We start from the raw sequence: 26,880 nt of genomic DNA, 5'->3' as shown, positions 1-26,880 counted from the left end.
CCAACCCTGCCAATCGGCGGGCGGGCTGCCACGGGTGCGCGCCGCCGACGCGGGTCCGTCGCGAAGCCGGGTGCAGGGGTCCACCGGCGGGCGCGGGGTACCTTCCGGCCCGTGAACGCCGCCCCGCCCCTGAACGAGCAGCCGGAGCCCGGGGTCACGCCGCTGCAGCGCTCCGACGTGCTCCGGCGTCGCCGGCTCGACCGCCTGGTCGCCGAGCTCGAGGACGTGGGCTTCTCGTTCCCGGGCCCGCCGTCGCTCACCGAGGCGGTGCTGACCGAGCTCGACTACGCCATGCGGCCGCGGATCCACGAGCGCCGGGTGCCGACCTACGGCGCGATCGTCGCCCCCGTCGGCGACCGGGACGCCTGGCAGACGTCCACCGAGCTGACGATCACGGCCCGGCCGTTCCCGCGCGTCGGCCTGGCGGGCGCCCGGCTCTTCGCCGACGGGCTGTCGAGCTGGGTGATCCGTGGCGTCGACGACCACGAGGGACCCGACGCCGCGGACGACGAGCTCGTCGTGTTCGACCGCCCCGCCGGCTCGGAGCGCGACGTCGTCGTGCTGGCGGAGTCGACCGCGGGGACGATCGTGCAGCGCCACCCGTCGGGCGTCGTCCGCGTCGCCGGCGACTTCGGCGTGCTCCGCTGGGACGGGCTGGAGTGGCAGCACCAGCCGCCGGTCGGGGACTGGGTCGCCAGCTTCGCCAGCTGCTCGGACCCCTCGCAGGTCGAGGTCGTCGAGACCCTGCTGAAGATCGCGGTACACGACCTCGGCTCGCGCGGCATCGGCGCCATCCTGCTGTACCGGCGCGAGCGGCCGGTCGCCGGCCGGTGGGCCGAGGCCAGCCACTACGAGCCGCGGCTCCCGACCCCGCCGGCGCTGCAGGTCACCCGGGCCGCGGACCTGGCACCGCTCGTGCACGTGCTCGCCCAGATCGACGGCGCCGCCGTGTTCGACATCGACGGGACGCTGCGCGAGCTCGGCGTCCGGCTGCTGCCCGAGCCGGCGACCGAGTCGGCGGTGGAGGGCTTCGGCGGCATGCGCCACACGACGGCCCGCCGCTACAGCGTCGACGAGCCCGACGCCGTGGTCATCGTGGTCAGCGAGGACGGTCCGGTGACCGTCATGCGCAACGGCGCCATCCACGTCGGCGCCTGAACCCGGCGATCGCCGGGACGGCTACTCGGCTGCGCCCTCGGCGCTCGACTGCTCCGCGATCGCGTGCAGGCCCTCCCGGATGACGGTCGACAGCATCCGGACCACGACGTCGCGGCTGGGCGCGCCCGTCGTCTGCCACGACTCGAGCGTGGCGAGGACGAGCCCGTAGATCCCGTCGGTCAGGACCGTGTGCTCGTCGGCGCTCAGCGTCGGCGCCGCGACCTCGATCACCGGTCGGATCCGCTCGTGGACCACCTGCACCAGCGCGTTGTCGAGCAGCCCGTGGCGCTCGCCGCCGATCGAGCCGGCGACGAACAGGTAGAGCTGGTCCTCCTGCTCCACCAGCCCGAGCAGGCTCTCGACCACGACCTCGATGATCCGGTCGACGGTCACCGGGTAGGACCCGTCGGGCCTCGGCGGCCCGATCCGGCGCAGCAGCAGCGGCTGCATCCGGTCGGCGAGCTCGACGGCGACCGCGTCGGCCAGGCCGGCCCGGCTGCCGAACACGTCGTAGAGCACCGGCTTCGAGACGCCGAGGTGCCCGGCGAGCTCGTCGAGCGACTGGTCGGCGCCGTGCGCCCGGATGGCGTCGATGGCGGCCACCGTGAGGTCGCGGCGTCGCCCCGCCCGCTCCTCGTCGGTGAGGCGGGGGCGACCCCGCCGTGACACCACCACGTCGCTCACGCCGGCCCGTCCGGCTGGGGCGGCCCGTCCGGCTGGTCGGGGTGGTGCTCGCGCCAGGCGGCGAGCCAGTCCTTCACGACCGGCCCGAAGTGCGCGGGGTTGTAGACGTCCTCCTCGGAGGCGAACAAGCCGTCGCCCGCGTACACGAGCCGGGTCCAGTTCGCGCCCTCGTAGACCTTGCCGTCACCGGGATCGAGGAAGCGGTTCTCGACCTGGCCGATGACCCAGCCCTGCTCCGCGTCGACCGTGTACCAGTCCCAGGGGAACAGCTGCATCTGCGTGAACGGCCAGACGGTCATCGTCGCCGTGATCCACTCGAGCACCGCCTCCCGGCCGTGGAACTCGCCGTAGAGGTGCTCGATGTAGTGCACGTCGGGCGTGAAGCACTCCACCCACGGCCGCCAGTCGCCGGTGCGCCCGGCCTCCTGCGCCGCGTCGACGTAGCGGTCGAACGCCCCCTGGATCTCCTCCCGAGTGAACCCCATGATCCCCCTGTCGTGGCCCCGGTCCGTCCGGGGTCAGATCTCCGGCACCGACGGCGCCCGCCGTGACAGCTGCGCGACCACGTCGGCGTCCGCGGACGACATCGACGGGCCGTAGGCGACGACGTACACGCCCTTGCAGCCGCAGTGGCAGGTCAGCGCGAACACCGCAGCCTCGTCGTCGGGGTCGCTGGCGCCCTCGAACCGGTTGACGCTGTCGATCTGCACCTCGGCGGGCGAGATCGTGTGGCCGCAGGGCCCGCAGAGCAGGAGCCCGCCGTCCACGGCCGAGAACTCCGCCTCCCACCCCTGGGCGGAGAGGTCGTCGACGGTCTGTGACAGCGACAGCTCGGGCATGCCTGCATGTGAGTCGAGCCGCGTTCCCCCGTCAAGGACCGTCGAACCCCGTTCGACGTCCGCGGATCCGGCGAACCGGTCGGCGCCCACGGCCGTTCCGCGGTCGTTCCGCCGGCGGGTCCGCGGCGGGTCCCCGATCACGCGCCTTCCATCGCGGCGCCCGCCGTGGTCCACTGTCCGGGTGAACCTGCTGGACACGCTGGACGCGTTGGACGCCTACGGTCCCCGGCCGGTCTGGCGGGGGCGCGTGCACCTGCTGGCCGCCGTCGTGGCCACCCCCGCCGCGCTGGTGCTGTTCCTGATGGCCTCCGGGCCGCTCGCGAAGGTGGCGGTCACCATCTACGCCGCCTCGCTCGTCGGGCTGTTCGCGGTCAGCGCCTCGTACCACCGGCTGGCCCGGACCGAGCGGGCGGTGAAGTGGTTCCGGCGCATGGACCACTCGATGATCTTCGTGCTGATCGCGGGCACCTACACGCCGCTCTGCCTGCTCGCGCTGCCGCCGGCGTGGGGCATCCCGCTGCTCGTCGTGGTCTGGGTGGCGGCGATCGGCGGCGTGATCACCAAGATGACGATGCTGGGCAAGGGACCCGGCAGCGCGGGTTCGTGGCTCTACATCGTGATCGGCTGGGCCGCCGTCGTGGCGGTCCCGGCGCTGGTCACCAGCCTCGACGTGGTCCAGCTCGTCCTCCTCGGGGTCGGCGGGCTGCTCTACACGGTCGGCGCGGTGGTGCTGGGCCGGCGCTGGCCCGACCCGATCCCGCACGTCTTCGGCTACCACGAGGTCTGGCACACCATGACCGTGGCCGCCGGCTCGTGCCACTTCGCCGTCGTCGCGCTCGCCCTCCGCTGATCGCAGCCTTCCGTCCTGCGCGCGACCCCGTTATCCTGCGCAGCAGGACGGGCGCCGGTCCTCAGGCGCGCCGGGCGAGCGTGAGGAGGAAGTCGCCGTCGGCGTCGGTCCAGCGCTCGACCACCTCGAGGCCGGCATCGGCCAGCTCGGCCGCCACGCCCTCGGGCGTGAACTTGGTGCTGATCTCGGTCCGGATGTGGTCGCCGTCGCGGAGGTCGACGACCAGGTCGTCGAGCGCCGACAGCGTCACCGTCTGGTCGCCGTCGGCCACCAGGTGCATCTCGATGCGCTCGCCGTCGTCGTCCCAGTGGGCGCGGTGGCGGAACCGGGTGCGATCGAAGTCGGCGCCGAGCTCGCGGTTCACCACGGACAGCGCGTTGAGGTTGAACTCGGCGGTGACGCCGGCGGCGTCGTCGTAGGCGGCGAGGAGCCGGTCGACCGGCTTCACCAGGTCGGTGCCGAGGAGGAACCAGTCGTCGTCGGCCAGCGTGGCGGCCGCCGCGGCCAGGAACCCGCCGCGCTGGTCGGGGTCGAGGTTGCCGATCGTCGAGCCGAGGAAGGCCAGGACGGCGCCGTCGCCGGTGGGCACGTGCCCGAGGTGCCGGTGGAAGTCGCCCACGACCGCGTCGACGGTGACGTCGGGGTAGGTCGCGGCGATCGTGCGCGACGCCGAGCGGAGGACCTCCTCGCTGACGTCGAACGGGGCGACCGTGCGCAGGGTCCCGACCGACTCGAGCGCGTCGAGCAGCAGCATCGTCTTGTCGGACGTGCCGGAGCCGAGCTCGATCAGCGTCGGCGACGACGTGAGGCGGGCGATGTCGCCGGCGCGGTCCCGCAGGATCGAGCGCTCCGCCTCGGTCGGGTAGTACTCGGGGAGCCGCGTGATGTGGTCGAACAGCTTCGAGCCGGCCTCGTCGTAGAACCAGACGGGCGGGATCCACGGCGGCCGGTCCCGCAGGCCGCGCGCGGTCTCCTCCGCCAGGTGCGTCGACCAGTCCGCCGGGTCCAGGTGGACGCGGACGGTGACCCGGTCGTCGAGGTCCGGGATGTCGGCCCCGTCGGGCTCAGGCATCGGTCGCCAGTCGAAGGCCGCCGAACTGCCACCGCGCCGCCGGCGGGAAGAAGTTGCGGTAGGTCGCCCGGTCGTGGCCGGGCGGGGTGGCGCAGCTCCCGCCCCGGAGGACGTGCTGGTTGACCATGAACTTGCCGTTGTACTCGCCCACGGCGCCCGGAGCGGTCCGGAACCCCGGGTACGGCAGGTAGGCGCTGGCGGTCCACTGCCAGACGGCGCCGACGTACTGGCGCGGGTCGGCGCCGGTGACGGTGCCCGGCCGGGAGCCCGGCGCCCGCGGGTGCGGCGCGGCGTCGAGCTCGAGCGGCGAGGTGTCGACCGCGTGCTCTCGGGCCACGACCTCCCACTCGGCCTCGGTGGGGAGGCGGGCCCCCGCCCAGCGGGTGAAGGCATCGGCCTCGTAGTAGCTCACGTGCACCACCGGGTCGTCGGCCCGGATCGCCTGCGGCCCGGCGAGCGTGAACAGGCTCGGGGTGCCGTCCGCGTCGTCGGACCAGTAGAGCGGCGCGTCCCACCCCTGGTCGTTGACGACCGCCCACCCGTCGCTCAGCCACAGCTCGGGGCGGCGGTACCCGCCGTCGTCCATGAAGGCCAGCCACTCGCCGTTGGTGACGAGCCGGTCCGACAGCGCGAACGGGGCCAGGTGCACCGTGTGGCGGGGCGACTCGTTGTCGTACGCGAATCCGTCCCGCTGCGCCGGGGCCGAGGCGGGCACGCCGATGTCGACCTGGCCGCCGGCGTGGCTGGTCCAGCCGTCGGGGCGCACGACGGGCACGGCGCCGGAGGTGAGGTCGACGCCGATCGGGTCGGGCGCGGCGTCGACCCGGTACGCCGGGTGCAGCGGGTTCTGGAACAGCAGGTGCTTGGCGTCCATGAGGAGCAGCTCCTGGTGCTGCTCCTCGTGGTGGAGGCCGAGCTCGATCAGCGACGACGCGCCCGCATCGGGTTCGGCGGCGAGCCGGTCGAGCAGCCGGAGCACCGACTCGTCGACCGCCCGGCGGTACTCGCCGACCTGCTCGACGGTCGGGCGGGTGATCATGCCGCGACGGGGCCGGGGCTGACGGGCCCCGACGGACTCGTAGTAGCTGTTGAACAGGTAGCGGTGGTCGGGGTCGACCACCTCGTAGCCGGACACGTGCGGGCCGAGCACGAACTCCTCGAAGAACCAGGTCGTGTGGGCCCGGTGCCACTTCGTGGGGCTGCAGTCGGGCATGGACTGGGCCACCTGGTCCTCGGGCCCGAGCGGTGCGGCCAGCGCCTCGGTGCGGCCCCGCACGGTGCAGAAGTCAGTGGGGCACATGCCCCGCGGCGCGCCGCCCCGGCGGCCGGGGCCCGGGGCAGCAGGCGGCGCGCCGCGTGCGCCGTCGTCGGTCACGTCGATCCCGGTCATCAGGTCCCTCTCTCTGTGCTCCCCGCGTTCGCGGCACCCCACCTACCCGACGTGAGGACCCCGTACGCCTCGGGTCGTCGCGTCGTCAGGAAGGGGAACAGCTCCAACCAGTCCCGCCGGGCGTCCAGGTCGAGGTCGGCGACGATGACCGCCGGCTCGTGTCGGGGTGCCTGGACGAGCACCCTCCCGTACGGGTCGCTGATGAACGACGACCCGTAGAACTCGATCCGCGGCGCCGCGTCGGACACCTGCTCGGTGCCGACACGGTTGACCGCCACCATGAACGTGCCGTTGGCGATGCCGTTGCCGACGATGACCTGCTGCCACAGCGGCTGCGTGTCGAACCCGGGGTGGTCGGGCTCGCTCCCGATCGCGGTCGGGTACACCAGCACCTCGGCCCCGCCGAGCGAGTAGGCCCGCGCCAGCTCGGGGAACCACTGGTCCCAGCAGGTCGGGAACCCGACGGCGGCACCCGAGAGGTCGGCGACGGGGAACAGGTCGCCGTCGACGGCGTCGGGCGCCCCGGGCGGGAAGTAGAGGTCCTCCCGGTAGCCCTCGGTGACCGGGATGTGGACCTTGCGCGTGGCGGCGACCAGCGCACCGTCGGGGCCCACGCACACCTGGGTGTTCCAGCCCCTGGGCGCGATCGCCGGGTCGGCCTCCCACAGCGAGGCCGACACGAAGACGCCGTGGGCGACGGCGAGCCGCTCGGCCAGCGCCCGGGTGGGGCCGGAGCGCAGGTCCTCGGGGGCGACGGGCCGGCCGTCGAGCGCGAGGCCCTCGGGCCCGTCGGCCAGGGCGGCGAAGTACGGCGAGAGCGTGAGCTCCTGCAGGCACACGAGGTGGGCGCCGGCCCCGGCGGCGGTGGCGACGCCGTCGGCCAGCGCCTCGGCGTGCTGCTCGGCGTCGGCGTGCCAGCGGTGCTGGACCGCGGCGACGCGCCAGGGCGCCCGCTCCGGGGGACGGGTGCGGGCGGGGGAGTCGGGGACGTGGTCGGCCGTGATCAGCCTCATGCGCCACCACCTTCGCGCCCGGGTGTGACAGCGCCGGTCGGCGGGCCGCCCGGGGCCGTCGCGGCGGGCACCTGCTGGGTGATGCAGTGCGGACCGCCACCGCCGTGGGCGAGCACGGCGCCGGGCACCGCGACGACCTGGCGCCCGGGGAGCTGCTCGCCGATCAGCGCCAGCACCTCGTCGTCCGCCGGGTGCCCGCAGACCGGGACCAGGGCCCCGCCGTTGCAGAGGTACAGGTTCAGGTAGGGCACGGCGACGCGGGTCCCGGCGACCTCGGTGAAGGGCAGCACCGGCACCTCGACCACCTCGATCGGCTCGCCCCGAGCGTCGGGGGCGCCGCGGAGGCAGCGGACGTCGATCGCCAACCGGTCGTGGTCGGGCTCCGACGGGTCGTCGCACCCCTGGGCCAGCACCACCCCGGGTCCGACGAACGCGGCGACGTTGTCCACGTGGCCGTCGGTGTCGTGGTCGAGCACGAGCCCGAACGGGAGCCACACGACAGTCGTCGCCCCGAGCGCAGCACCGAGCGCCGCCTCGATCCCCGCGCGGGTGAGCTCGGGGTTGCGGTTCGGGTGGAGCAGGCACTGCTCGGTCGTGACGACGGTGCCGGCCCCGTCGACGGTCACCGAGCCGCCCTCGAGCACGAACGGGCGCACCTCGCCGTCGGGCGTCCGCGCCTGCACGTCGACGAACGGGAGGCCGGACCGCTCCGCCCAACGGCGACCGAGGAGCGCGTCCTGGTCGAACGGCTCGAACTTCCGGCCCCAGCCGTCGAACGTGATCCCCGAGACCACGAGGCCCCCGTCGGGACGACGGGCGTGCAGCGGGCCCGAGTCGCGGGCCCACGAGTCGTCGATCGGGATCTCGACGACCTCGACGGCGTGCGCCCCGCCGCCGAGCGCCGCGTCGCAGCGCGCCCGGGCCTCCTCCGCGTGGCGAGGGTGCGCGACGACCGTCACCGGCTCGAAGCGGGCGACCGCGGCGACGATCTCGGCGTGGTCCTCGACGGCCCGGTCCCGCAGCCCGCCCCACAGGTCGTCGCGGGCCGGCCAGCAGACGATCGTCCGCTCGTGGGGCTCCCACTCGGGGGGCACTCGCACGCTCATCCGCCACAGCCTGCCGCGTCGGGCCGCCCGCGCCCACGGCGAACCGCTCCGCCGCCCGGAACGGGGTCCTCGGCCCGCCGCACCGGCTGGCACGATGGGGCCATGAGCGCCCCGACCCCGTCCCCGCGCGCGCCCGGTGACGCCGCCGACCCGTCGGTGCCGCTGCTGCCGGTGCTCGTCGGCGCGTCGTCGCTCGGCGCCGGGGTCGGCGTCATCTTCCCGCTGCTCGCGGAGTTCCAGGACCGCTACGGGTTCTCCGCCGAGGGCCTCGGCGTCCTCAGCGCGGCGACGTTCATCGCCGCGCTCGTGTCGGGACTGTTCCTCGCCGGTCTGGCCGACCGTGGCCACGCCCGCCTCCTGATGGTGGGCGGCGTCGCCCTGTCGGCCGCGGGCCTCCTGTGGTTCGCGGCCGGCACCGAGCTGTGGCAGTTCACCGGCGCCCGGCTCCTGGAGGGCCTCGGCTACGGGGTGTTCCTCCCCGCGGCGCGCAAGGTGGTGACCGTCGGGGATCCCGGCCAGGCGGGCCAGCGGCTCGGGCGCCTGACGAGCGCCGAGCTCGGCGGCTTCCTGGCCGGCCCGGTCATCGGCTCCGCGCTGAGTGAGGCGGTCGGCCTGTGGGCGCCGCTGGTGCTGATCGGGCTGGTGCAGGTCGGGCTGGCCGTGTGGATCACGACCGTGCGGCTGCCCGCGCTGCCGGTCGACACCGCCCGCTCCTCGGCCCTGGGGTCCTTCCGGATGCTGCGGCGCGGGTCGGTCGCCGGTGCGGCGCTGCTGTCGCTCACGATCTTCCTGCCGGTCGGCATCTACGACGCCCTCTGGTCCCGCTACCTCACCGACCAGGGCGCCACGACGCTGTTCATCGGCATCGGGCTGTCGCTGTACTCGCTGCCGATCGTGCTGCTCGCCCCGGCGGGCGGCCGCCTGGCCGACCGGATCGGTCCGGTCCGGGCCACGGCGTACGGCATCTGCCTCATCATCCCGACGACGATCGCGTACGGGCTGCTGTCGGCCCCGCTGCTGATCACCGCGGTCGGGCTGCTCGAGGCCCTCCCGCAGTCGGTCGCCACGCCGGCGGTGCAGACCGCCATGCTCCGGGCCTGCCGCCCCGAGGAGGTGGCCGCGGGCCAGGGCCTGGCCCACGCCGTCAACCAGGTCGGAGCCGGCACCGCAGCCCTGGTCGGGCCGATCGTCTACGAGGCCGCAGGGGCCACCGTGCTGTTCTCGTGCGTGGCCGCGACCATGCTCGGCCTGTTCCTGCTCGGGCTCGCGCTGCACCGCCGGGGCGGTGGCGACGCGATCGCCGAGCTCGCCTGACCGGGCCCCGGGCGGGGCCGTCGACGGCGGGTCAGAGGAGCGCGAGGACCTCGCGGGCGGTGGACTCGCCGGAGCGCACGGCACCCTCCATGTAGCCGTTCCAGACGGGGGCGCACTCGGCGCCGGCCCAGTGGATCGGACCGATCGGCGTGCGCAGCGCATGGCCGAAGCCGGTCCACACGCCGGGGGTGAAGTGGGCGCCGTAGCAGCCGCGGCTGTACGGCTCGGCCATCCAGTCCCGCTCGAGGTACTCGATCGGGTGCAGCGCCTTGGGGCCGAAGTAGCGGGCGTAGCACGACACGACCGCGTCCCGCCGCTCGTCGAGCGTCCGCCGGGCGTGGGCGCGCCCGTCGTTGCCCTCCATGAACCCGACGAGGATGCCGGGGGTGCCCCCGGGCGGCGTGTTGTCGAACGTGACCTTGACCGGGCCCTCGTCGGACGCGGCCTGGCCGTTGAGGCCGTCGGCCCGCCAGAACGGCTCGTCGTAGACGGCGTAGACCTTGATGACGCTGCCGGCGGGCAGGCGCTGGGTCAGCTGGTCGCGCCAGCTCGGCAGCGCCGGGGCGTAGTCGATGCGACCGGCGAGCGTCGGCGGCAGCGTCACGATCACGCGATCGGCCGACAGCACCTCGCCGTCGGTGCCGTCGGGGGCCGTGGTGCGGACCGTGACGCCGGTGCCGCCCGGGCCGGTGCCGTGCTCGATCCGTCGCACCGGTGACCCGAGCCGCACGCGGTCGCCGAGCTGGTCCGCCATGAGCTCGCTGATCCGCCAGGTGCCGCCGACGACGCGGTCCTGCTGGGCGCCGCGGTCGGTCGACAGCAGCGTCTCCAGCCCCGAGCCCGAGCGTGCGTAGAAGAGGGCGTGCAGCGCCGAGAGGTCGCTCGACTGGATCGAGAACACGGCCTCGGTCGCGACGCGGAAGTACTCGCGCCCCAGCGGCGTGCGGAGGGTGCGGCGGATCCAGGTCTCGAAGGTCTGGCCGTCGAGCTCGAGCGCGTTCGGCCCCTCCCAGGGGCGATCGAGGTCGACCCGGCCGGCGAGGCGGTCGAAGCGGGCGAGGCCCTGGGCCAGGTCGGCCAGCGTGAACGGGTTGAGCCGGGGCGTGGCGCCGCGGTGCGACGCGACGCGGGTCTGCTTCCCGGCGAGCTGCATGAGCAGCTCGCCGGTGTTGTAGGTCGGGAAGGTCTCGAGGCCGAGCTCGGCGACCAGCTCGTACATGCGGTTCTGCGTGGGCCCGATCCACTGCCCGCCCAGCTCGATCGGCGTGCCGTCGGCGGTGTGGCCCCGCTCGGTGCGGCCGCCCACGCGGTCGCGAGCCTCGACGACGGTCACGTCGACCCCCGCACCGGCCAGGACCCGGGCCGCGGACAGCCCGGCGAGGCCGGCTCCGACGACGATGACGCTGCCGCTGCTCATGGGATGGTCGCTCCTGACGTCGGGGTCGCCGCCGCGCTCGTCGCGGCGAGGACCGCGTCCAGCGCCGGCCGGTAGCGGTCCGATCCGATGCCCGGGCCGGTCGGCAGCGCGGCGTCGCGGTCCTGGGCCGCCCAGTACCGGCGCAGCAGCCGGCTCCGGTGCTCGGGCTGGGCGGCGCCGACGACGTCGGCGGTCCAGCGCAGCTCCAGCTCGTCGGCGGCCCGGGCGGCGTCCTCGGTCGGCGGCGGTGCGGCCAGCCAGCCCGACTCGAGCACGTCGCGGTCGTGGGCGTAGCGGGGGAGCAGCGACTGGGGGTCGACGATCGTGGCCCGGTGCAGGACCTCGTGGCGCCACCAGCGGGTGGACGGGTCGAAGCGCTGGCCGGCGGCGGGCCCGATGTCGGCGGGCCGCTCCACCCGGACCGGCTTGAACACCGACGTGCAGGGGGCGGCCGTGCCGGTCGCCCAGTGCAGCGGGGCCGTTCGGTCGCGGAGGTCGGCCACCCACGACGCGGTGGTCTGGGTGGCGGTCACGAGGCCGCCGGCGTGGGCGCAGGGGGCGTCGAGCGCGCCGTTGACCGGCGAGTACCGCGGCAGGCCGTCGGGCCCGTGGTCGCGGAGCGCGGCCATCAGGTCGGCCACCGCGTCGCGGTTGCCGGCCCCGGCGGCCGCCGCGGCGACCTGGGTGCGGCCGCGGCGGGCGGCGCAGGCGGCGACGCGGCCCTTGACCGGATCGGCGTGGGCGGCGGCGAAGGCGGGGATCGTGAGCCCGTTCGAGATGCTGCGACCGCCGAAGCGGACCTCCTCGGTGGCGTGCTCGCGCCCCGCGGTCTCGAGGACGATCGCCCCGTCGGGATCGGCGACGATGAAGCTGTTGTCGTAGGCGAAGGACGGGCGGATGCGGCTGCAGGAACCGGCCTGGCCGTGGCGCTCGAGCAGCGTGACGATGACCTCGACCGCCTCGGCCGCCGTGGCGGCCCGCTCCAGCGCCAGGCGCAGCAGGTCCATGCCGATCAGCCCCGGCTCGTCCTGGCCGTCCTTCTTGCGGCGCCCGAGCTCCTTGGTGAACACCGCCTCGTTGCCGATCACCACGCCGTGGGAGTTCGCGCCCATCTCGGCGCCGAACATCCACCACGGCCGCGACAGCAGCACGGCGTGGGTGTGCGCCACCTGCGGCACCTGGATCCACGTGCAGCGCACGACGTCGTCAGGTCCGTGGTCGCGGGCGGGGACCCACTCGAGGGACTGCGCCTCGTCGGCGTCCCGGTCGCTGTTCTTGGCGAACAGCACGCCCTCGTCGGTGACGGTGACCAGCGTGTCGCACATCGGCGCCGACACTACGCCCGCCCGGACCCGCGCCGTCCCCCTCCGGTTCTGTGATGCTCGATACGTCTGGATCGACGTATCGGGCATCACAGAACGGGCCGGGTCGGGTCGGGCCGGGTCGGGCCGGGTCGGACGGGGCGGGGCGGGCGGACGGGCGTCAGGTCGACTTCATGGCCTCGACCATCTCCACGCGGGTCGCGCGCCGGGCGGGGAGGATCGAGGCCAGCACGCCGGCGAGCACGCCGACGAGCGCGATCAGGCCGATGCGGGCCCAGTTGACGTTGAGGTCGATGTCGGCGCTGAGGCTGCCGATGACGACCCAGCCGAGCAGCAGGCCGGCGCCCACCCCGATGACCGTGCCGAGCACGCCGATCAGCACGGCCTCCATGCGCACCATCCGGCCCACCTGCTGGCGGGTCATGCCGAGCGACCGGACCATGCCCAGCTCGCGCCGCCGCTCGATGATCGACAGCGTCAGCGTGTTCACGATGCCGACGAGGGCGATGACGACGCTCATGCCGAGCAGGGCGTTGACCGTGTTGATGAGGAAGTCGAAGACCTGCGACACGATCTGGCCCAGGAAGTTGCCGGGCACCACCTCGGTGCCGGCGTGGCCGACGACCAGCTCGTTGAGTCGCACGCCGACCGCGTCGACCTGGTCGTCGTCGGCCCGGACGAACACCTGCGTGACGGGGTGGTCGCCCGTGAGCTCCGTGAAGCGCTCCTCGGACACGAGCGTGCCGAGCAGCAGGGTGTCGAGCTTGGGCTCGAGCGTGGCGACGACGGGCACCTCCACGTCGGTGCCATCGGGGGCGACGACGCCGAAGGACTGTCCGATCCGTGTCGGCACCTCCGCCAGCTCCGCGTCGCTGCCCGGCCCGGCGTCGCCGCCGCTCCCGCCCGGCAGCGCGACCACGCCGGCGCCCGACCCGTCCGCGATCTCCTCGAGCGAGCCCTGCTGCACCTCGAGCCCGGTCGAGCGGCCGAGCAGGTCGACGTCGGTGCCCGACAGGATCACGATCCGGCCCTGCGGGTCGACCGTGACGGCCTGGCGCACCGGCGCGGCGTCGGCCACGCCCTTCGTCTGCTGGATCTGCTCGACCAGGTCGGGGGCGATCCCGCTCGCGCCCGAGGCGACGATGAAGTCCGACGACGACAGCTTGTCGATCTGCTCCACCGTGAACTGCTTGAGCGCGTCGCCCGACACGGTCACCAGCGTGACCAGGAACAGGCCGATGACCAGCGCGTTGGCCGTGGTCGCCGTGCGCTTGGGGTTGCGGGCCGTGTTGTCGACCGCCAGCCGGGCGGTCAGGCCGGCGTGACGGGCCGGGGCCCGCAGGACCGCGGCGAAGAGCCGGGCGACCAGCGGTCCGCCGACCACCAGCCCGACGAACAGCAGGAGGGCCCCGGGGAGGAGGAGCCACTCGGTCACGCCGCCGACCCGCACCGCGAGCAGCAGCGCGATCGACAACACCAGACAGGTGCCGCCGATCACGGCGCGGGCCTTGGAGGTGCCCGAGTGGTCGACCGCGGCGTCGCGCATGGCTTCGACCGGCTTGGTGCGCCCGGCCCGGAAGGCGGGCACGAACACCGACACGACGGTGACCACCGTGCCCGCGACCAGGCAGAGGACGATCGTCCACGGCCGCACCGCGACCCCGGCACCGGGCAGCTTGACGTCGAACGCGCCGAGCACGGCCTGGATGCCGAACGACAGCGCGGCGCCGAACACGATGCCGATCGCGCTGGCGACGAAGCCGACCACCGCACCCTCGAGCAGGAGCGACCGTCGGACCTGGGCCGGCGTGCCGCCCACGGCGCGGATGAGCGCGAGCTCCCGGAAGCGCTGGGTCACGACGACCGAGAACGTGTTGAAGATCACGAACGCGGCGACGAACAGCGCCAGGTAGGCGAAGCCCTGCAGCAGCGGTCGGAGCAGGTCCACGAGCCCGGCGTTCTGCTCCCGCTGGTCCTCCCGAAAGGCACCTCCGGTCTCCACCTTCAGGGAGCCGGGCAGCTCGTCGCGCAGGGCCGTCCGGACGCGATCGGTCGCCCCGTCGTCGGTGGCGATCAGGACGTCGTTCCACCCCGGGCTCTCGTGGGCGAGCACGTCCTGCGCGGTCGAGGGGTCGAACGAGAAGGTCCCGCCGTCGTCGACCGAGTCCTGTCCGTCGAAGCTGGAGATCCCGACGACCTCGAACTCGTCGGGGCCGGCCGGCGTGCTGAGGCGGACCTTCGACCCGATCCGCAGGTCCTGGTCCGAGGCGGTGCCGCGGTCGACGACCACCTGGCCGGCCCCGTCGGGTGCGTCGCCCTCGTCGATCGTCAGGGGGTTCAGCCGCTCGACGTCGATCCAGGCCCGACCGCTCGTGCGGGACGTGACGACCTCGTCGGAGCGGTCGAGCAGGTTGACCGGGCCGGTGAGCTCGCCGGCGGCGCCGGCCACGCCGTCGACGGCGCGCACCTGGTCCAGGACGTCGACCGGCACGGAGCTGGCCGCGCCGCTGACGTCGGCCGGCGGCGTGACCACCAGGTCGACGTCGGCGTACTGCCGGTCGACGTTGCCGACCAGCGCGTCCTTCATGGCGTCGGTCAGCATCAGGCCGGCGGCCAGGAAGCCGATGCCGATGATCACCGCGAGGGCGGTGGCGATCAGGCGGGTGACGTTCGCCCGCAGGTTCGTGAGCGCGTAGCGGAGCACGTTCGTCGGGTGCCCGGGCTCAGAGGCCGAGGCCGCCCATGCGGGCCAGGATGGCCTCGCGCGTGGGCTGCAGCAGCTCGTCGACGATCCGGCCGTCGGCCAGGAACAGGATCCGGCTTGCGTAGGTGGCCGCGATCGGGTCGTGCGTGACCATCACGACGGTCTGGCCCTGCTCGGCGACCGCGCGGGACATGAAGGTCAGGATCTCGGCGGACGACCGCGAGTCGAGGTTGCCGGTCGGCTCGTCGGCGAAGATGATCTCAGGCCGCTCCACCAGTGCCCGGGCGACCGCCACGCGCTGCTGCTGGCCACCCGAGAGCTCCGACGGCTTGTGGTCGAGCCGGTCGCCGAGGCCGACGGTCGCCACCACCTGGTCCATCCAGGCCGGGTCGGGCTTCCGGCCGGCGAGGTCGAGCGGGAACGTGATGTTCTCGCGGGCGTTCAGCGTGGGCAGCAAGTTGAACTGCTGGAAGATGAAGCCGATCTTGTCCCGCCGCAGGAGCGTGAGCTCCTTCTCGGTCAGGCGCGTGATGTCGACGTCGCCGATGATCGCCTGGCCCGAGGTCAGCCGGTCGAGGCCGGCTGCGCACTGCATGAGCGTGGACTTGCCCGAGCCCGACGGACCCATGATCGCGGTGAACCGGCCGTGCTCGAAGCCGACCGTGACGCCGTCGAGCGCCCGCACCTCCGCCTCGCCCGAGCCGTAGACCTTGGTGGCGCCGATCACCTGGGCGGCCCAGCCGATCGTGGCGGTGGGAGCGGCGATCGGTGCGGCGGCGGGCGCGGCCGGAGCCTGACCCGTGAAGGGAGGGGGTGCGTCCATGGACGGCCCACCCTAGGCAGCCCGTCACCGTCTGTGACGACGTCCCGCCTCGTCGTGGTGGCCGGCGGGCTCCCGGGTCAGCTCGGCGACTCGGCCCAGTTGATCTCGACCTTCTCGAAGCCGGCGGCGCCGAGGAAGGTGCGCAGCCACTGCTCCGTGTTCGTACGGGCCTGGTCGAGGACGTCGGACTGCTGCGCCGCGGCGTCGAGCTTCTTCTCGGCCTCCTTGTAGACCGGCGTGTCGTCGGTCGGGTTGCCGGAGAAGACGTCCTCGATCCGGTCGACGATGCCGCGGTCGCGGGACACGACCCGGGCGCTGCCCTCGTCGATGTCGGGGTCCGACAGCTGCGGATCGGGGAGGGTGATCTGGATGCTCTTCCCGTCGTCGGAGACCTTGATCGAGTTCGGACCGAGCTCGCCGAAGTCGACGGTGGCCCGGACCGAGCCGGTGACGATCGCCGTGACGCGCTCGCCCTTGATGAAGCCGGGGAGGAAGGAGTCGTTCTCGAGGTCGACGTCCTGGGTGAAGGTCGCCTCGGCGGCGGTGAACTCCTCGAGCGTGCGGATGCGCTGCAGCACCGCCGGGCCGGAGCGGTCGACCGTGGTCGTGCCGAACGGGTCCCAGACGTTGAGGAGGCCGACGACGACGAGCGCCAGCAGCCCGAGCGCGATGAGCACCAGCGACGCCGTCGCGAGGATGCCGAGACCGGCCCTGCCGCCCGAGTTGCCGTTGCTCCGTGCCATGGTCCGTCCAACGTACCGGTCGGGGCTCCGACGCCGACGGGACCGCCCGGCGCCCGCTGCAGCGGCTCTCAGGAACCGTCCCGGACGGGCAGTTCTCCACGGGGGTGGCGACGAGCGCCGCAGTTAGCCTTGTGGCCGTGGCCGATCGCACCCCGACCGACGTCGCCGTCAGCGATGACGCCGTGCCCGACGACGCGGTCCCCATCCGGATGATGACCGACGACGACCTGGCCCGCCTCGACGCGGCCGGCGAGCCGGGCGCCGGCGGCGACGGTCCCGGTCCGGGCGACGGCGAGGGGACCGACGACGAGGGCCACCGCTCCGGCCCCTCGGTGGTCGTGCTCGTGGGCCTCGTCGCGGTGCTGGCGCTGCTCGTCGGCATCGGCGGCGTGCTCGTCTACCAGCGGTCCACCACGCCGGGCGCCGACTCGGTCGACGTCGGCTTCATGCAGGACATGACCACCCACCACCAGCAGGCCGTCGAGATGGCGAACATCGTCGCCGAGAACGGGTCCGACCCCGACGTGCGGGCCTTCGCGCGGGAGATCCTGACGTTCCAGCAGTACGAGGTCGGCTACATGGAGGCCCTGCTCGAGGACTTGGGCCAGTGGCCCTTCCCCTCGGACCGCACCGCCATGGAGTGGATGGGCATGTCGTCGACCCCCGAGCAGATGCCCGGGATGCAACCGGAGGCCGAGGTCGAGGAGCTGCAGGACGCGAGGGGCGCCGAGGTCGAGGCGCTGTTCATCCCGATGATGATCGACCACCACAAGGGCGGCATCCACATGGCCGAGTACGCCGCCGAGCACGCCTCGGACCCGCGGGTCAGGTCGCTCGCCGAGCGGATCGTCATGCAGCAGTCGGGCGAGATCGCCGACTTCGAGCGGGCGGCGGAGCGCCTCGGCGTCCCGCTGGACTGACGCCGCCCGGTGGCGCGGTCGTGCGTCCTCAGCGGACGACGGCGCGGGCGACCAGCTCCACGAAGTCCGCGCCGGCGCCGATGTGCGGGCGCAGCACCACGTGCACGCCAGGGTGCCGGGCCCTCGCCTCGTCGACGATCGCGGGGATGTCGCGCTCGACGTGGTTGCCGACGTGGACGAACAGGGGCAGGACGGTGATCGAGGTCGCGCCGCCCTCCACCGCGTCGTCGATGGCGTCGCCGATCGACGGCTCGGTGATCTCGAGGAACGCCGGCAGCACGCGCGAGGGGCCGGCCGCGTCGGTCGCCGCCGCGGCGACCGCGTTGCACAGCGCCGTGTGGTCCGCGGCGGTGCGCGGGTTGCGGCTGCCGTGGGCGACGAGGAGGGTGACGTCCGGGGCGGGCACCGCGCCACGGTACGGTCCGCGCCCGTGACGGACAACGGCGCACCGGAGCCACCCGCCGACGGCCCGGCGCCGCCCGCGGCCGACCCGCCCGACGTGGGCGTGGGCCCGCACCCGGTCCCGTGGCCCGACGACGCCCGGCTCGACCCCGAGCTGCTCGCCCACGGCGACCGCCGCAACGTCGTCGACGCCTACCGCTACTGGACGGTCGAGGCGATCGTGGCCGACCTCGACATGCGCCGCCACGACTTCCACGTCGCGATCGAGAACTGGCGCCACGACCTCAACATCGGGACCGTGGTCCGCAACGCCAACGCGTTCGGCGCGGCGGTCGTGCACATCGTCGGGCGCCGGCGCTGGAACCGGCGGGGCGCAATGGTCACCGACCGCTACGTGCACGTGGAGCACCACCCGACGGTGGCGGCGCTCGTCGACCGGGCCCGGGCCGACGGGCTGGTGGTGGTCGGCATCGACAACATGGGGGACCGGTCCACGCCCCTCGACGCCGCCCCGCTGCCCCGGCGCTGCCTGCTCCTGTTCGGCCAGGAGGGCACCGGGCTGTCCGACGAGGCGGTCGGGGCCTGCGACGAGATCCGCGAGATCCCGATGTTCGGCTCGACGCGGTCGCTGAACGCCGGCGTGGCCTCGGGGATCGCGATGCACGCATGGGTGAGGGAGCACGTCGAGGTGGTGTGACGATCGGCCGACGGGTTTCGCATCATACCCCCCTGGGGTATGATGCGGTTGGAGGACCGAGGGACCGACGATGACCAGCCACGCGACCGACCGCAGCGCCCCCACGACGGGTCCCGTCGCGCCGTCCGGATCCGCCGAGCTCGACCTCGACGTGACCGGCATGACGTGCGCGTCGTGCGCCAACCGGGTCGAGAAGCGGTTGAACCGCCTCGACGGCGTCGAGGCGACCGTGAACTACGCCCTCCACCGGGCCCGGGTCGCCTACGACCCGACCAGCACCGAGGTCGACGAGCTCGTGGGCGCGGTGCGGGCCGCGGGCTACGACGCCACGCCGTCGCCGGGCCCGGCCGGCTCCGCCGGCTCCGCTCACGGGGGCGGCGTCGACCACGAGTCGGACCGCGAGGGGCCCGCGGGCGCCCGTCACGCGCCGCACGACCACGGACCGACCGACGACGAGGGCGTGCGGGCCCTGCGCGACCGCGTCCTGATCTGCGCGGCGCTGAGCATCCCCGTCGTCGCCATCGCGATGGTCCCGGCGCTGCAGTTCCGCAACTGGCAGTGGATGCTGCTGGCCCTGGCCTCGCCGGTGGCGATCTGGGGCGCCTGGCCCTTCCACCGGGCCGCCTGGAACGCGGCGCGCCACGGCGCCACGACGATGGACACGCTGGTGTCCATCGGCGTCCTGGCCGCCTCCGCGTACTCGGTGGTGGCGCTGTTCTTCGGCGAGGCCGGCGACCCGCACATGGCCGACGCCCAGATGTCGACGGCGCTCTTCTCGGCCCCCGACGGGTCGCTCGACCACACCTACCTCGAGGTGGCGGCCGCGGTGCCGACCGTGATCCTGCTGGGTCGGTACCTCGAGGCCCGGGCCAAGCGGAGCGCCGGAGCCGCGCTGCAGGCGCTGCTGTCGCTCGGCGCCAAGGACGCGACCCGGGTCGTCGACGACGGCCACGGCGGCACGGTCGAGGAGCGGGTGCCGGTCTCTGCGCTGGTCGTCGGCGACCGGTTCGTCGTCCGGCCCGGCGAGCGCATCGCCACCGACGGCGTGGTGCTCGACGGGACCTCGGCGGTCGACGCCAGCATGCTGACCGGCGAGAGCGTGCCGGTCGACGTCGGCGCCGGCGACGACGTGGTCGGCGCCACCGTGAACGAGTCGGGCCGGCTGGTCGTGCGGGTCGCCCGGGTCGGCGCCGACACCCAGCTCGCCCGGATGGCGCAGCTGGTGTCCGACGCCCAGGCGGGCAAGGCCGACGTGCAGCGCCTGGCCGATCGGGTCTCGGCCGTGTTCGTGCCGATCGTGATCGTGCTCGCGCTCGCCACGCTGGCGGTGTGGGCGCTGCTCGGCGAGCCGTCGCGCGGGTTCTCGGCGGCGGTCGCGGTGCTGATCATCGCCTGCCCCTGCGCCCTCGGGCTGGCGACCCCGGTGGCGCTGCTCGTCGGTACCGGCCGGGGCGCCCAGCTCGGCATCCTCATCAAGGGCCCCGAGGTGCTCGAATCGACCCGGCAGGTCGACACGGTCGTCCTCGACAAGACGGGCACGGTCACGACCGGCGTGATGGAGGTCGTCGACGTCGTGGCCGCCGCCGGCGAGGACCCCGACGGCGCGCTGCGCACCGTCGCCGCGCTCGAGTCCGCGTCGGAGCACCCGATCGCCCGGGCGGTCGTCGCCGCTGCGGCCGAGCGGCCGGGAGGCCCGCTGCCGTCCGTCGAGGGCTTCCGCAACCGGGCGGGCCTCGGGGTCGCGGGCACGGTCCCGGTCGACGGCGAGGTGCACGAGGTGGTCGTCGGTCGGCCCGCCCACCTCGTCGACGAGGGCCTCGTCCTCCCCGACGACCTGGCGGCCGCGCTCGACGACCAGGGCTCCCTCGGGCGCACCGTCGTGGCCGGCGGGTGGGGTGGCCGGGTGCGCGTGCTCCTGGCCGTCGCCGACACGCCCAAGGCCACCTCGGCCCGGGCGGTCGCCGAGCTCCGGTCGCTCGGCCTCGAGCCGGTGCTGCTGACCGGCGACGCCGAGGCGCCGGCCCGGGCGGTCGCAGCGCAGGTCGGCATCGACGAGGTGATCGCCGGCGTGCTCCCCGAGGGCAAGGTCGACGAGGTGCGGCGGCTGCAGGAGCGGGGCCGGGTCGTGGCCATGGTGGGCGACGGCGTCAACGACGCCGCCGCGCTCGCGGCGTCGGACCTCGGCATCGCCATGGGCACCGGCACCGACGCGGCCATGGAGGCGTCGGACCTGACGCTCGTCACCGGCGACCTCCGCGCCGCGCCCGACGCCGTCGAGCTGTCGCGGCGGACCCTCGGGACGATCAAGGGCAACCTGTTCTGGGCGTTCGCCTACAACGTGGCGGCGCTGCCCGTCGCCGCGATCGGGTGGCTCAACCCGATGCTGGCGGGCGCGGCGATGGCGTGCTCGAGCCTGTTCGTGGTCACGAACTCGCTGCGCCTGAAGCGCTTCCGGCCCTCCCGGGGGGCGTCGTGAGGTCGTGGGTGACCGTGAACGTCACCTCCTGGCCGAAGGCGATCTCGAGGTTGTGGCCGTCGGGGTCGACGACGATCCCGTAGTAGCCCGCCGGAGGGCCGGAGTCGTGCGGGCCCGCGGTGAGGTAGCCCTCGGCCACGGCCGACGCCACCCGCCGGTCCACCTCGTCGCGCGAGTGCACGCCGATCCCGAGGTGGTTCCAGCCGCCGAGCGGTGCCGTCACCGTCGTCTCCAGCAGGACGATCACGAACGGCCGGGTGTGGTCGGTGATCCAGGCCACCCGCACGCCGTCGGAGCTGGTCCGGCGGTGCACGGGCGTCATGTCCGCGTAGCGCTCGTAGAAGGCGAGGCTGCGGTCGAGGTCCGACACCTGCAGGGCGATGTGGGTGAAGCCCTTGTCCGGGTGGACGACGTCAGGATCCGACACGACCCGACGCTACCGGCTGCTCCCGCCGGAACGGCTCCGCTGCGCCCTCCGGCCGCCCACGTGCTCTGTCACGCCTGGAGGTGCTGATCGGCACCTCCAGCCGTGACAGAGCGTCCGAGCGGGCCGGCCGGCCGGTCAGCCGAGGAGGTTCGACATCGTGTCGCCCCGGCCCTCGGCGGTCTCGGTGGCGATGGCGTCGAGGAACTGCTGGCCGACCTCGCTCTTCGCGTCGTCGACCATGCGCTTGGGGATGGCGGTGATGACGTAGTCCTCGGGGAGCGCCGGGGGAGGATCGGCCTCGAGCGCCTCGGCCCGGCGGCGCAGCGCCGCCTCGACGATCGGCTCGTACTCGGCGGCCTTGCCGGCCTGGGCGGCGTCGTCGCGCTCGGCGAACTCCGGGAGGATCTCGGTGCCGAACCGCTCGATGCTCTCCATGATGTGGTCGTGGCGGTTGTGGCCCGCCTGCAGGACGAAGATCACCTGGTCGACGCCGGCCTCCTCGTAGCGGCGGAGGAAGTCCCGGACCTGGTCGGGGGTGCCGATGGCGCCGCGCAGACCGGTCGTGTCGCCGGCGGCGACCTTGGCGCCGAGGCGCTCCTGCGCCAGGGCCACCTCGGTCTCCGCCGAGTAGCCCATCTGGTCACGGCGCTCCTGGAACTCCCGCCAGACGTCGGTCTCGGCGGGGCGGTGCTCGCCGAACACGTAGAAGTGCGCGAGCGAGTAGCCGAAGAAGTTGGCGCCCTCGAGCCCTCGGCGCAGCGCCTCCTCCTCGTCGTCGCACAGCATCATCGGTGAGACCACGGCGACGTTCGGGTTGACCGTGTGGCCCACCGGCACGCACCGCTCCGCCATCGTCGAGCGGTAGTCGCCCATCCAGCGGGCAGCCTCCTCGGGGTCGATGAACGCGAAGCTCAGCGCGCCCATGCCCTTCTCGGCGGCCATCAGGATCGTGTCGCGGCGCGAGCACGCCACCCAGAGCGGCGGGTGCGGGCGCTGCACCGGCTTGGGCACGACGTTGCGGGGCGGCAGCTGCACGAACTCGCCGTCGTGGCCGGTGAACGGCGACTCGGTCATGCACCGGATCGCGACCTGCAGGCCCTCGAGCCAGGCGTCGCGCTTGCGGTCGTACTCGACGCCGAACGCACCGAGCTCGGCCTCGGAGCTCGACTCGCCCGAGCCGAACTCGACGCGCCCGCCCGAGAGGAGGTCGAGCGTGGCGATGCGCTCGGCGACCCGGACGGGGTGGTTGAACTGCGGCGCGGTCAGGACGATGCCGTGGCCGAGGCGGATCTGCTCCGTGCGCTGGCTGGCCGCGGCGAGGAAGAGCTCGGGTGCGGACGAGTGGGAGTACTCCTCGAGGAAGTGGTGCTCGACCTCCCAGACGTGCTGGATGCCGAGCCGGTCGGCGAGCTCGACCTGGTCGAGCGCGTCGCGCAGCAGCCGCTCCTCGCTGTCGGCCTCCCAGGGCCTCGGCAGCTGGTGCTCGTAGAAGATCCCGAAGCGCACGTGCATCCCCCTCGATCGCGCGTCCCCCGGGGTTCAGGCTGTCACACCCGTCGGCCGGCCCGCCCCGCCGCCGCTACGTTGCGGCCCGTGACCGCCGCCGCTGACCCGCTCGACCCCGCACGCCTGTTCCGCCTCGACGGGCGAGTCGCCATCGTCACCGGTGCGTCGTCGGGGCTCGGCGACCGCTTCGCCCGGGTGCTGCACGGCGCCGGTGCGACCGTCGTGGTGGCGGCCCGGCGGGCCGACCGGCTCGACGAGCTGGCCGCCCAGCTGGGGGAGCGCGTGGTCCCGGTCGCCGCCGACCTCACCGACGCCGGTGACCGGGAGCGCCTGGTCGAGGCGGCCGTCGACGTGGCGGGGCGGGTGGACGTGCTCGTCAACAACGCCGGCTACGGCGTGCCGACCCCGGCCGAGACGGAGACCATCGAGCAGTTCGAGCGCACGATGGACCTGAACGTGACCGCCACGTTCCACCTCGCCCAGCTCGCCGGACGGCACATGCTCGACGCGGGCCGGGGCAGCATCGTCAACATCGCGTCGGTGCTCGGCATGGCCGCCTCGGCACCGATCAAGGAGGTCTCGTACTGCGCCTCGAAGGGCGCGGTCGTGAACCTCACCCGGCAGCTCGGGTGCGAGTGGGGCCGCAAGGGCGTGCGGGTCAACGCGATCGCGCCGGGCTGGTTCCCGTCCGAGATGACCCAGGCCGAGATGTTCGACGACGAGGGCGGCCAGGCCTTCATCGTCCGCAACACGCCGATGGGCCGGGCCGGCGAGCTGGCCGAGCTCGACGGAGCGCTGCTGTACCTGGCCGGCGACGCCTCCACCTACGTGACCGGTCACATCCTCGCCGTCGACGGCGGCTGGCTCGCCCGCTGACCGAGCCCACCACCGAACTTGTATGCCCCGCCCCCGGGCGCGGCCCCCGAACTTGTACGCCCCGCCCCCACCCCGCCCCGGCCGCCCCACCGACCGGCCCCCCACCGCCCCGACCCCCCACCGAACCGCCCCCCACCGAAGTTGTACGCCACGAACCCCATGCACGTCGGCCGCGTACAAAATCCCCGGGCCACGACGAACTTGTACGTGACCGACCCGGATGTGGCGCACGGCGTACGAGTTCGCCGGGCGGACCGCTGGCTGGGGGACGGGTGGTCGGGGGACGGTGGACGGGGCGGGGCGGTCACGCGATGGTCGTGCCGCGGAGCTGGGCGACGCGCATGGCGTGCGTGTCGACGAGGTCGGCGATCACGAGGTCCGGCTCGTCGGCCACCTCCTCGTCGAGGACCCGCATCGTCTGCCAGCCCATCCGGGCGGCCGCCCGGTCCCGTGCCCGGTCCCGGCGCATCGCGAGCCGTCGCTCGTGGTACGGCCGACCGTCGATCTCGAGGATGAGCAGCGCCTCGGCCCACGCCCGGTCGGCGAACCCCTCGCCCGGGGCCAGGGACGGGATCGGGTGCTCCTTGGTCGGGCGCGGGAGCGAGGTCGGCGCCAGCAGCTCGTCCATCTGCCGCTCGAGCGTGCTGCGGTCGACCGTCCCGGCGGCGACCCGCTCGTCGAGCAGCTCGCCCAGCGCCGCGATGTTGCGGCGGCCACGGTGGTTGATCTGGCGGAACACCCGGGCGATCGCCCCCGGCGTCACGAGCCGGGACGTGATCGTCACCTGGTCGAGCACCCACTCCATCCGCGGTCGGGAGAACACCGACGAGACGTCTACGATCGCCCGGGCCGGCGTGGTCGTCGGGATCCCCGCGACCTCGATGAGGTGGTCGGCACGCTGGTCGACCAGGCGGTGGACGCGGATGCCGGGGTGGTTCGCCCGCCGGCCCGGCGGCACCGAGACGACGGGCCCGGCGATCGGGAGGTTCGGGACCCCGTGCAGGTGGAGGCTCGACTCGTGGCTCGCCCTGGCGCCGTCGCCGACGGAGAGGACGGCGGCCCTGACCTCCCGGCGCACCGACGACGGCGTGGCGGTGAAGCGGTAGACGCCGTGGCGGATCGGCACGATCAGGCCCGAGCTGGCCGCCCGGTGCACCGCCCTGCGGTCGATGCCGTCGGCACACGCCTGGTGCAGCGCGAACACGCCGTCCTGCGCCGCCGCGATCGCGGCCATGGCCGCCAGGTCGTCGATCCCCATGGCGGCGAGCGGACCATCCCGCCGCGGTCCGGAGCAACGGGGACCGGTCCCCGTTGACACCCCGCTCGGCACCCCGACCCACCGACCTTGTACGCCACGCGCCGAATCGGTGGCCGCCACGTACGAGTTCGCCGGGAACCGGCGAACGTGTACGCCGCGCGCCACATGGGCGACCGCCACGTACAAGTTCGGCGGACCGCCGACCTTGTACGCCACGCGCCGAATCGGTGGCCGCCACGTACGAGTTCGCCGGGAACCGGCGAACGTGTACGCCGCGCGCCGCGTGGGCGACCGCCACGTACAAGTTCGGCGGGAGCGCGAGGGGTTCGGGAGCGCGAGGGACGCGGGGTCGAGGGGTCGGGGAGCGCGAGGGGTCCGGGGACCGAGCGGGGCGCGAGCGGGCCCGGGCGGGTCAGTCGGTGGCGGCGGTCGGGAGCGCGGCCGAGCCCCGGAACGGGGCGGGGTCGCCGGGCCTCGGGTAGACCGCCCGGCTCCAGGACATCATCTTGGCGAGGTTGTCCGTGATCGGCTTCCACTCGGCCGGGTCCCAGCCGGCGGCACGGCCGACGATCGTCATGTCGGTCTCGATGTGCACCAGCGACGGGATCTCGGTGATCTCGAGGGCCTTGATCGCCTCGCGGTCCGGGTCGCAGAACGTCAGGATCCGGTCGGCCCAGGGGCCGAGGAACGCCTTGGCGTCGTCCTCGGGGGCGGTGACCAGCCACGCCACGCGGCAGTCGGCGCCCTCGAACTCGGTCAGGATGCGGCCCGCCGTCGGCAGGATCCACGAGCTCTCGTACTCGTACGGGTCGATGGCCACGAGCACCAGGTGGAAGAGCGAGGTGAGCTCCTCCATGGTGCGCTCCTCACCGCCGATGGGGTGGAGCACGAGGTCAGCCGGCACGGTCGTCATCGGCCCGGAAAGGTAGCGCGACCCCGCCGCCGCACGACAGATGAGGCGGCTCCCACGACGGAAGGGCCCGGGGGTGGGGTGCGTAGAGTTGCGGCCATGCACCCCATCGAGCGCCTGCGGTTCGTCGCCCGGTCCCAGGGCGCGCCGGCGGACCTGCTCGTCGAGGAGTCCGCCATGGCGCTCGGGGCCTTCCGGGATGACCCCGCCGGCCTGGTGGCGGCCTGCCGCCGCATCATCGACCGCCAGCTGACGTGCGGACCGCTCTGGTGGCTGTGCGCCCGCATCCTCTGCGCCCCCGAGCCGATGGCCGAGGCCCGGGCCGCGGTCGAGGAGCTCAACGACGACACCACGCCCCGCCGGCTGGCCTCGGCCCTGCCCGACGACGCCACCGTCGTCGTGCTCGGCGAGCCCGAGGTGGCGGTGGCCGGCCTCGCCCGTCGGGGCGACGTGCAGCCGATCGTCGTCGACGTCGACGGCAGCGCCCTCGACGTGGTCCGCCGGTTCGAGCGGGTCGACGTGCTCGCCGACGCCGTGCCCGCCCGCTCGGTCGCCGTGGCGGTCGACCGCAGCGACGTCGTGCTGCTCGAGGCCCTGGCCGTCGGCCCGACCGCCGCCCTCGTGCCCGCCGGCTCGCGGGCGGCGGCGGCGGTGGCGCGGCAGGTCGACGTGCCGGTGTGGCTCGTCGTCGGCGTCGGCCGGCTCATGCCCGGGCGCATGTGGGACGCGCTGGTCGGCCGCTGGTCCGCATCGGTCGACCCGTTCGACGCGCCCGAGGAGGAGCTGTCGCTCGACCTCGTCGACCGGGTCGTCGGTCCCGACGGACTGGTCGACGTCGCCGAGGCGCTGCGGGCGACCGACTGCCCCGTCGCACCCGAGCTGTTCCGCCTCGCCGGCTAGCGCCAGGCACCCCGGCTGCGCCCGTGCGTGCCCCGCTGCGGATCGGGGCCGGGCACTAGGGTCCCCGCCATGG

Annotated in this window: 25 protein-coding genes; 8 read left to right on the top strand and 17 right to left on the bottom strand. The window is 74.1% G+C overall.

Annotated elements, in window-relative coordinates:
- The first annotated feature begins 111 nt into the window (after nt 1-111).
- Entirely contained in the window at nt 112-1,158 is a 1,047-nt protein-coding gene (locus tag LH044_RS07490) for a diadenylate cyclase (protein ID WP_227759178.1), read from the top strand.
- Nucleotides 1,159-1,179: 21 nt separating this feature from the next.
- Here LH044_RS07490 and LH044_RS07485 read toward each other — a convergent pair whose 3' ends face one another.
- Genes LH044_RS07485 through LH044_RS07475 form a run of 3 tightly spaced genes read right to left on the bottom strand, consistent with a single transcriptional unit; the run spans nt 1,180 to nt 2,681 of the window.
- A complete protein-coding gene (locus LH044_RS07485; RefSeq protein WP_227759177.1) occupies nt 1,180-1,842 on the bottom strand; it encodes a TetR/AcrR family transcriptional regulator in 663 nt (220 codons plus the stop codon).
- Entirely contained in the window at nt 1,839-2,327 is a 489-nt protein-coding gene (locus LH044_RS07480) for a nuclear transport factor 2 family protein (RefSeq protein ID WP_227759176.1), read from the bottom strand. The genes LH044_RS07485 and LH044_RS07480 overlap by 4 nt, the downstream gene beginning before the upstream one ends.
- A 33-nt stretch (nt 2,328-2,360) precedes the next feature.
- The gene (locus LH044_RS07475) at nt 2,361-2,681 is read right to left on the bottom strand and encodes a hypothetical protein (protein ID WP_227759175.1); all 321 of its coding nucleotides are present in this window, start codon (nt 2,679-2,681) and stop codon (nt 2,361-2,363) included.
- A 181-nt stretch (nt 2,682-2,862) separates the two neighbouring features.
- Between LH044_RS07475 and trhA the strand changes: the two genes are divergently transcribed.
- A complete protein-coding gene (trhA, locus tag LH044_RS07470) occupies nt 2,863-3,531 on the top strand; it encodes a PAQR family membrane homeostasis protein TrhA (protein WP_227759174.1) in 669 nt (222 codons plus the stop codon).
- A 61-nt stretch (nt 3,532-3,592) separates the two neighbouring features.
- Here the strand turns inward: trhA and egtD are convergent, their stop codons facing one another.
- From egtD to LH044_RS07450, 4 genes are read right to left on the bottom strand one after another with little or no spacing between them, the layout of a single operon-like run.
- Nucleotides 3,593-4,603 (bottom strand): L-histidine N(alpha)-methyltransferase, encoded by a 1,011-nt coding sequence (gene egtD, locus LH044_RS07465; protein ID WP_227759173.1) that lies wholly within the window; start codon nt 4,601-4,603, stop codon nt 3,593-3,595.
- A complete protein-coding gene (gene egtB, locus LH044_RS07460) occupies nt 4,596-5,993 on the bottom strand; it encodes an ergothioneine biosynthesis protein EgtB (protein WP_227759172.1) in 1,398 nt (465 codons plus the stop codon). Before egtB ends, egtD begins: the two co-directional genes overlap by 8 nt.
- The gene (locus tag LH044_RS07455; protein ID WP_227759171.1) at nt 5,993-7,006 is read right to left on the bottom strand and encodes a nitrilase-related carbon-nitrogen hydrolase; all 1,014 of its coding nucleotides are present in this window, start codon (nt 7,004-7,006) and stop codon (nt 5,993-5,995) included. The genes egtB and LH044_RS07455 overlap by 1 nt, the downstream gene beginning before the upstream one ends.
- Nucleotides 7,003-8,112, bottom strand: a complete 1,110-nt coding sequence (locus LH044_RS07450; RefSeq protein WP_227759170.1) for an agmatine deiminase family protein — start codon at nt 8,110-8,112, stop codon at nt 7,003-7,005. Before LH044_RS07450 ends, LH044_RS07455 begins: the two co-directional genes overlap by 4 nt.
- Nucleotides 8,113-8,214: 102 nt before the next feature.
- Between LH044_RS07450 and LH044_RS07445 the strand changes: the two genes are divergently transcribed.
- A complete protein-coding gene (locus LH044_RS07445; RefSeq protein ID WP_227759169.1) occupies nt 8,215-9,426 on the top strand; it encodes an MFS transporter in 1,212 nt (403 codons plus the stop codon).
- Nucleotides 9,427-9,457: 31 nt separating this feature from the next.
- On the opposite strand, the gene LH044_RS07440 is transcribed toward LH044_RS07445, so the two are convergent.
- The 5 genes from LH044_RS07440 to LH044_RS07420 form a co-directional block, all read right to left on the bottom strand.
- Nucleotides 9,458-10,843: a flavin monoamine oxidase family protein gene (locus tag LH044_RS07440; RefSeq protein ID WP_227759168.1), complete on the bottom strand. Its 1,386-nt coding sequence runs from the start codon at nt 10,841-10,843 to the stop codon at nt 9,458-9,460.
- Nucleotides 10,840-12,168: a hypothetical protein gene (locus LH044_RS07435; RefSeq protein WP_227759167.1), complete on the bottom strand. Its 1,329-nt coding sequence runs from the start codon at nt 12,166-12,168 to the stop codon at nt 10,840-10,842. The genes LH044_RS07440 and LH044_RS07435 overlap by 4 nt, the downstream gene beginning before the upstream one ends.
- Nucleotides 12,169-12,325: 157 nt before the next feature.
- Nucleotides 12,326-14,869 (bottom strand): ABC transporter permease, encoded by a 2,544-nt coding sequence (locus LH044_RS07430; protein ID WP_227759166.1) that lies wholly within the window; start codon nt 14,867-14,869, stop codon nt 12,326-12,328.
- Between the two features lie 19 nt (nt 14,870-14,888).
- Nucleotides 14,889-15,692 carry an ABC transporter ATP-binding protein gene (locus LH044_RS07425; RefSeq protein WP_227759165.1) on the bottom strand — a complete coding sequence of 268 codons (804 nt, stop codon included), beginning with the start codon at nt 15,690-15,692 and terminating at the stop codon, nt 14,889-14,891.
- A 77-nt stretch (nt 15,693-15,769) separates the two neighbouring features.
- Nucleotides 15,770-16,435, bottom strand: a complete 666-nt coding sequence (locus LH044_RS07420; protein WP_227759164.1) for a DUF4230 domain-containing protein — start codon at nt 16,433-16,435, stop codon at nt 15,770-15,772.
- 137 nt (nt 16,436-16,572) lie between these two features.
- Between LH044_RS07420 and LH044_RS07415 the strand changes: the two genes are divergently transcribed.
- A complete protein-coding gene (locus LH044_RS07415) occupies nt 16,573-17,355 on the top strand; it encodes a DUF305 domain-containing protein (RefSeq protein ID WP_227759163.1) in 783 nt (260 codons plus the stop codon).
- Between the two features lie 28 nt (nt 17,356-17,383).
- On the opposite strand, the gene LH044_RS07410 is transcribed toward LH044_RS07415, so the two are convergent.
- Nucleotides 17,384-17,761 (bottom strand): sirohydrochlorin chelatase, encoded by a 378-nt coding sequence (locus LH044_RS07410; protein ID WP_227759162.1) that lies wholly within the window; start codon nt 17,759-17,761, stop codon nt 17,384-17,386.
- A gap of 24 nt (nt 17,762-17,785) precedes the next feature.
- Here LH044_RS07410 and LH044_RS07405 point away from each other — a divergent pair, with 24 nt between their 5' ends.
- Both LH044_RS07405 and LH044_RS07400 read left to right on the top strand, forming a co-directional pair.
- Nucleotides 17,786-18,454 (top strand): TrmH family RNA methyltransferase, encoded by a 669-nt coding sequence (locus LH044_RS07405; RefSeq protein ID WP_227759161.1) that lies wholly within the window; start codon nt 17,786-17,788, stop codon nt 18,452-18,454.
- A 70-nt stretch (nt 18,455-18,524) separates the two neighbouring features.
- The gene (locus LH044_RS07400) at nt 18,525-20,930 is read left to right on the top strand and encodes a heavy metal translocating P-type ATPase (protein WP_227759160.1); all 2,406 of its coding nucleotides are present in this window, start codon (nt 18,525-18,527) and stop codon (nt 20,928-20,930) included.
- Here LH044_RS07400 and LH044_RS07395 read toward each other — a convergent pair.
- Both LH044_RS07395 and LH044_RS07390 read right to left on the bottom strand, forming a co-directional pair.
- Nucleotides 20,878-21,357, bottom strand: a complete 480-nt coding sequence (locus tag LH044_RS07395) for a VOC family protein (protein ID WP_227759159.1) — start codon at nt 21,355-21,357, stop codon at nt 20,878-20,880. The two genes, LH044_RS07400 and LH044_RS07395, sit on opposite strands and share 53 nt — an antisense overlap.
- A gap of 135 nt (nt 21,358-21,492) precedes the next feature.
- Nucleotides 21,493-22,863: an LLM class flavin-dependent oxidoreductase gene (locus tag LH044_RS07390; RefSeq protein WP_227759158.1), complete on the bottom strand. Its 1,371-nt coding sequence runs from the start codon at nt 22,861-22,863 to the stop codon at nt 21,493-21,495.
- An 87-nt stretch (nt 22,864-22,950) separates the two neighbouring features.
- Here LH044_RS07390 and LH044_RS07385 point away from each other — a divergent pair, with 87 nt between their 5' ends.
- Nucleotides 22,951-23,739 carry an SDR family NAD(P)-dependent oxidoreductase gene (locus LH044_RS07385; protein WP_227759157.1) on the top strand — a complete coding sequence of 263 codons (789 nt, stop codon included), beginning with the start codon at nt 22,951-22,953 and terminating at the stop codon, nt 23,737-23,739.
- 304 nt (nt 23,740-24,043) lie between these two features.
- On the opposite strand, the gene LH044_RS07380 is transcribed toward LH044_RS07385, so the two are convergent.
- The gene (locus LH044_RS07380; RefSeq protein WP_227759156.1) at nt 24,044-24,997 is read right to left on the bottom strand and encodes a type IV toxin-antitoxin system AbiEi family antitoxin domain-containing protein; all 954 of its coding nucleotides are present in this window, start codon (nt 24,995-24,997) and stop codon (nt 24,044-24,046) included.
- Nucleotides 24,998-25,409: 412 nt separating this feature from the next.
- Nucleotides 25,410-25,910 (bottom strand): hypothetical protein, encoded by a 501-nt coding sequence (locus tag LH044_RS07375; RefSeq protein ID WP_227759155.1) that lies wholly within the window; start codon nt 25,908-25,910, stop codon nt 25,410-25,412.
- 96 nt (nt 25,911-26,006) lie between these two features.
- Between LH044_RS07375 and LH044_RS07370 the strand changes: the two genes are divergently transcribed.
- Nucleotides 26,007-26,807: a hypothetical protein gene (locus LH044_RS07370; RefSeq protein ID WP_227759154.1), complete on the top strand. Its 801-nt coding sequence runs from the start codon at nt 26,007-26,009 to the stop codon at nt 26,805-26,807.
- Nucleotides 26,808-26,880 lie beyond the last annotated feature (73 nt).

The organism is Dermatobacter hominis (genome assembly GCF_020715685.1).
GTDB classification, from domain to species: Bacteria; Actinomycetota; Acidimicrobiia; order Acidimicrobiales; family Microtrichaceae; genus Dermatobacter; species Dermatobacter hominis.
This window is presented reverse-complemented; position numbering and strand designations above follow the sequence as displayed.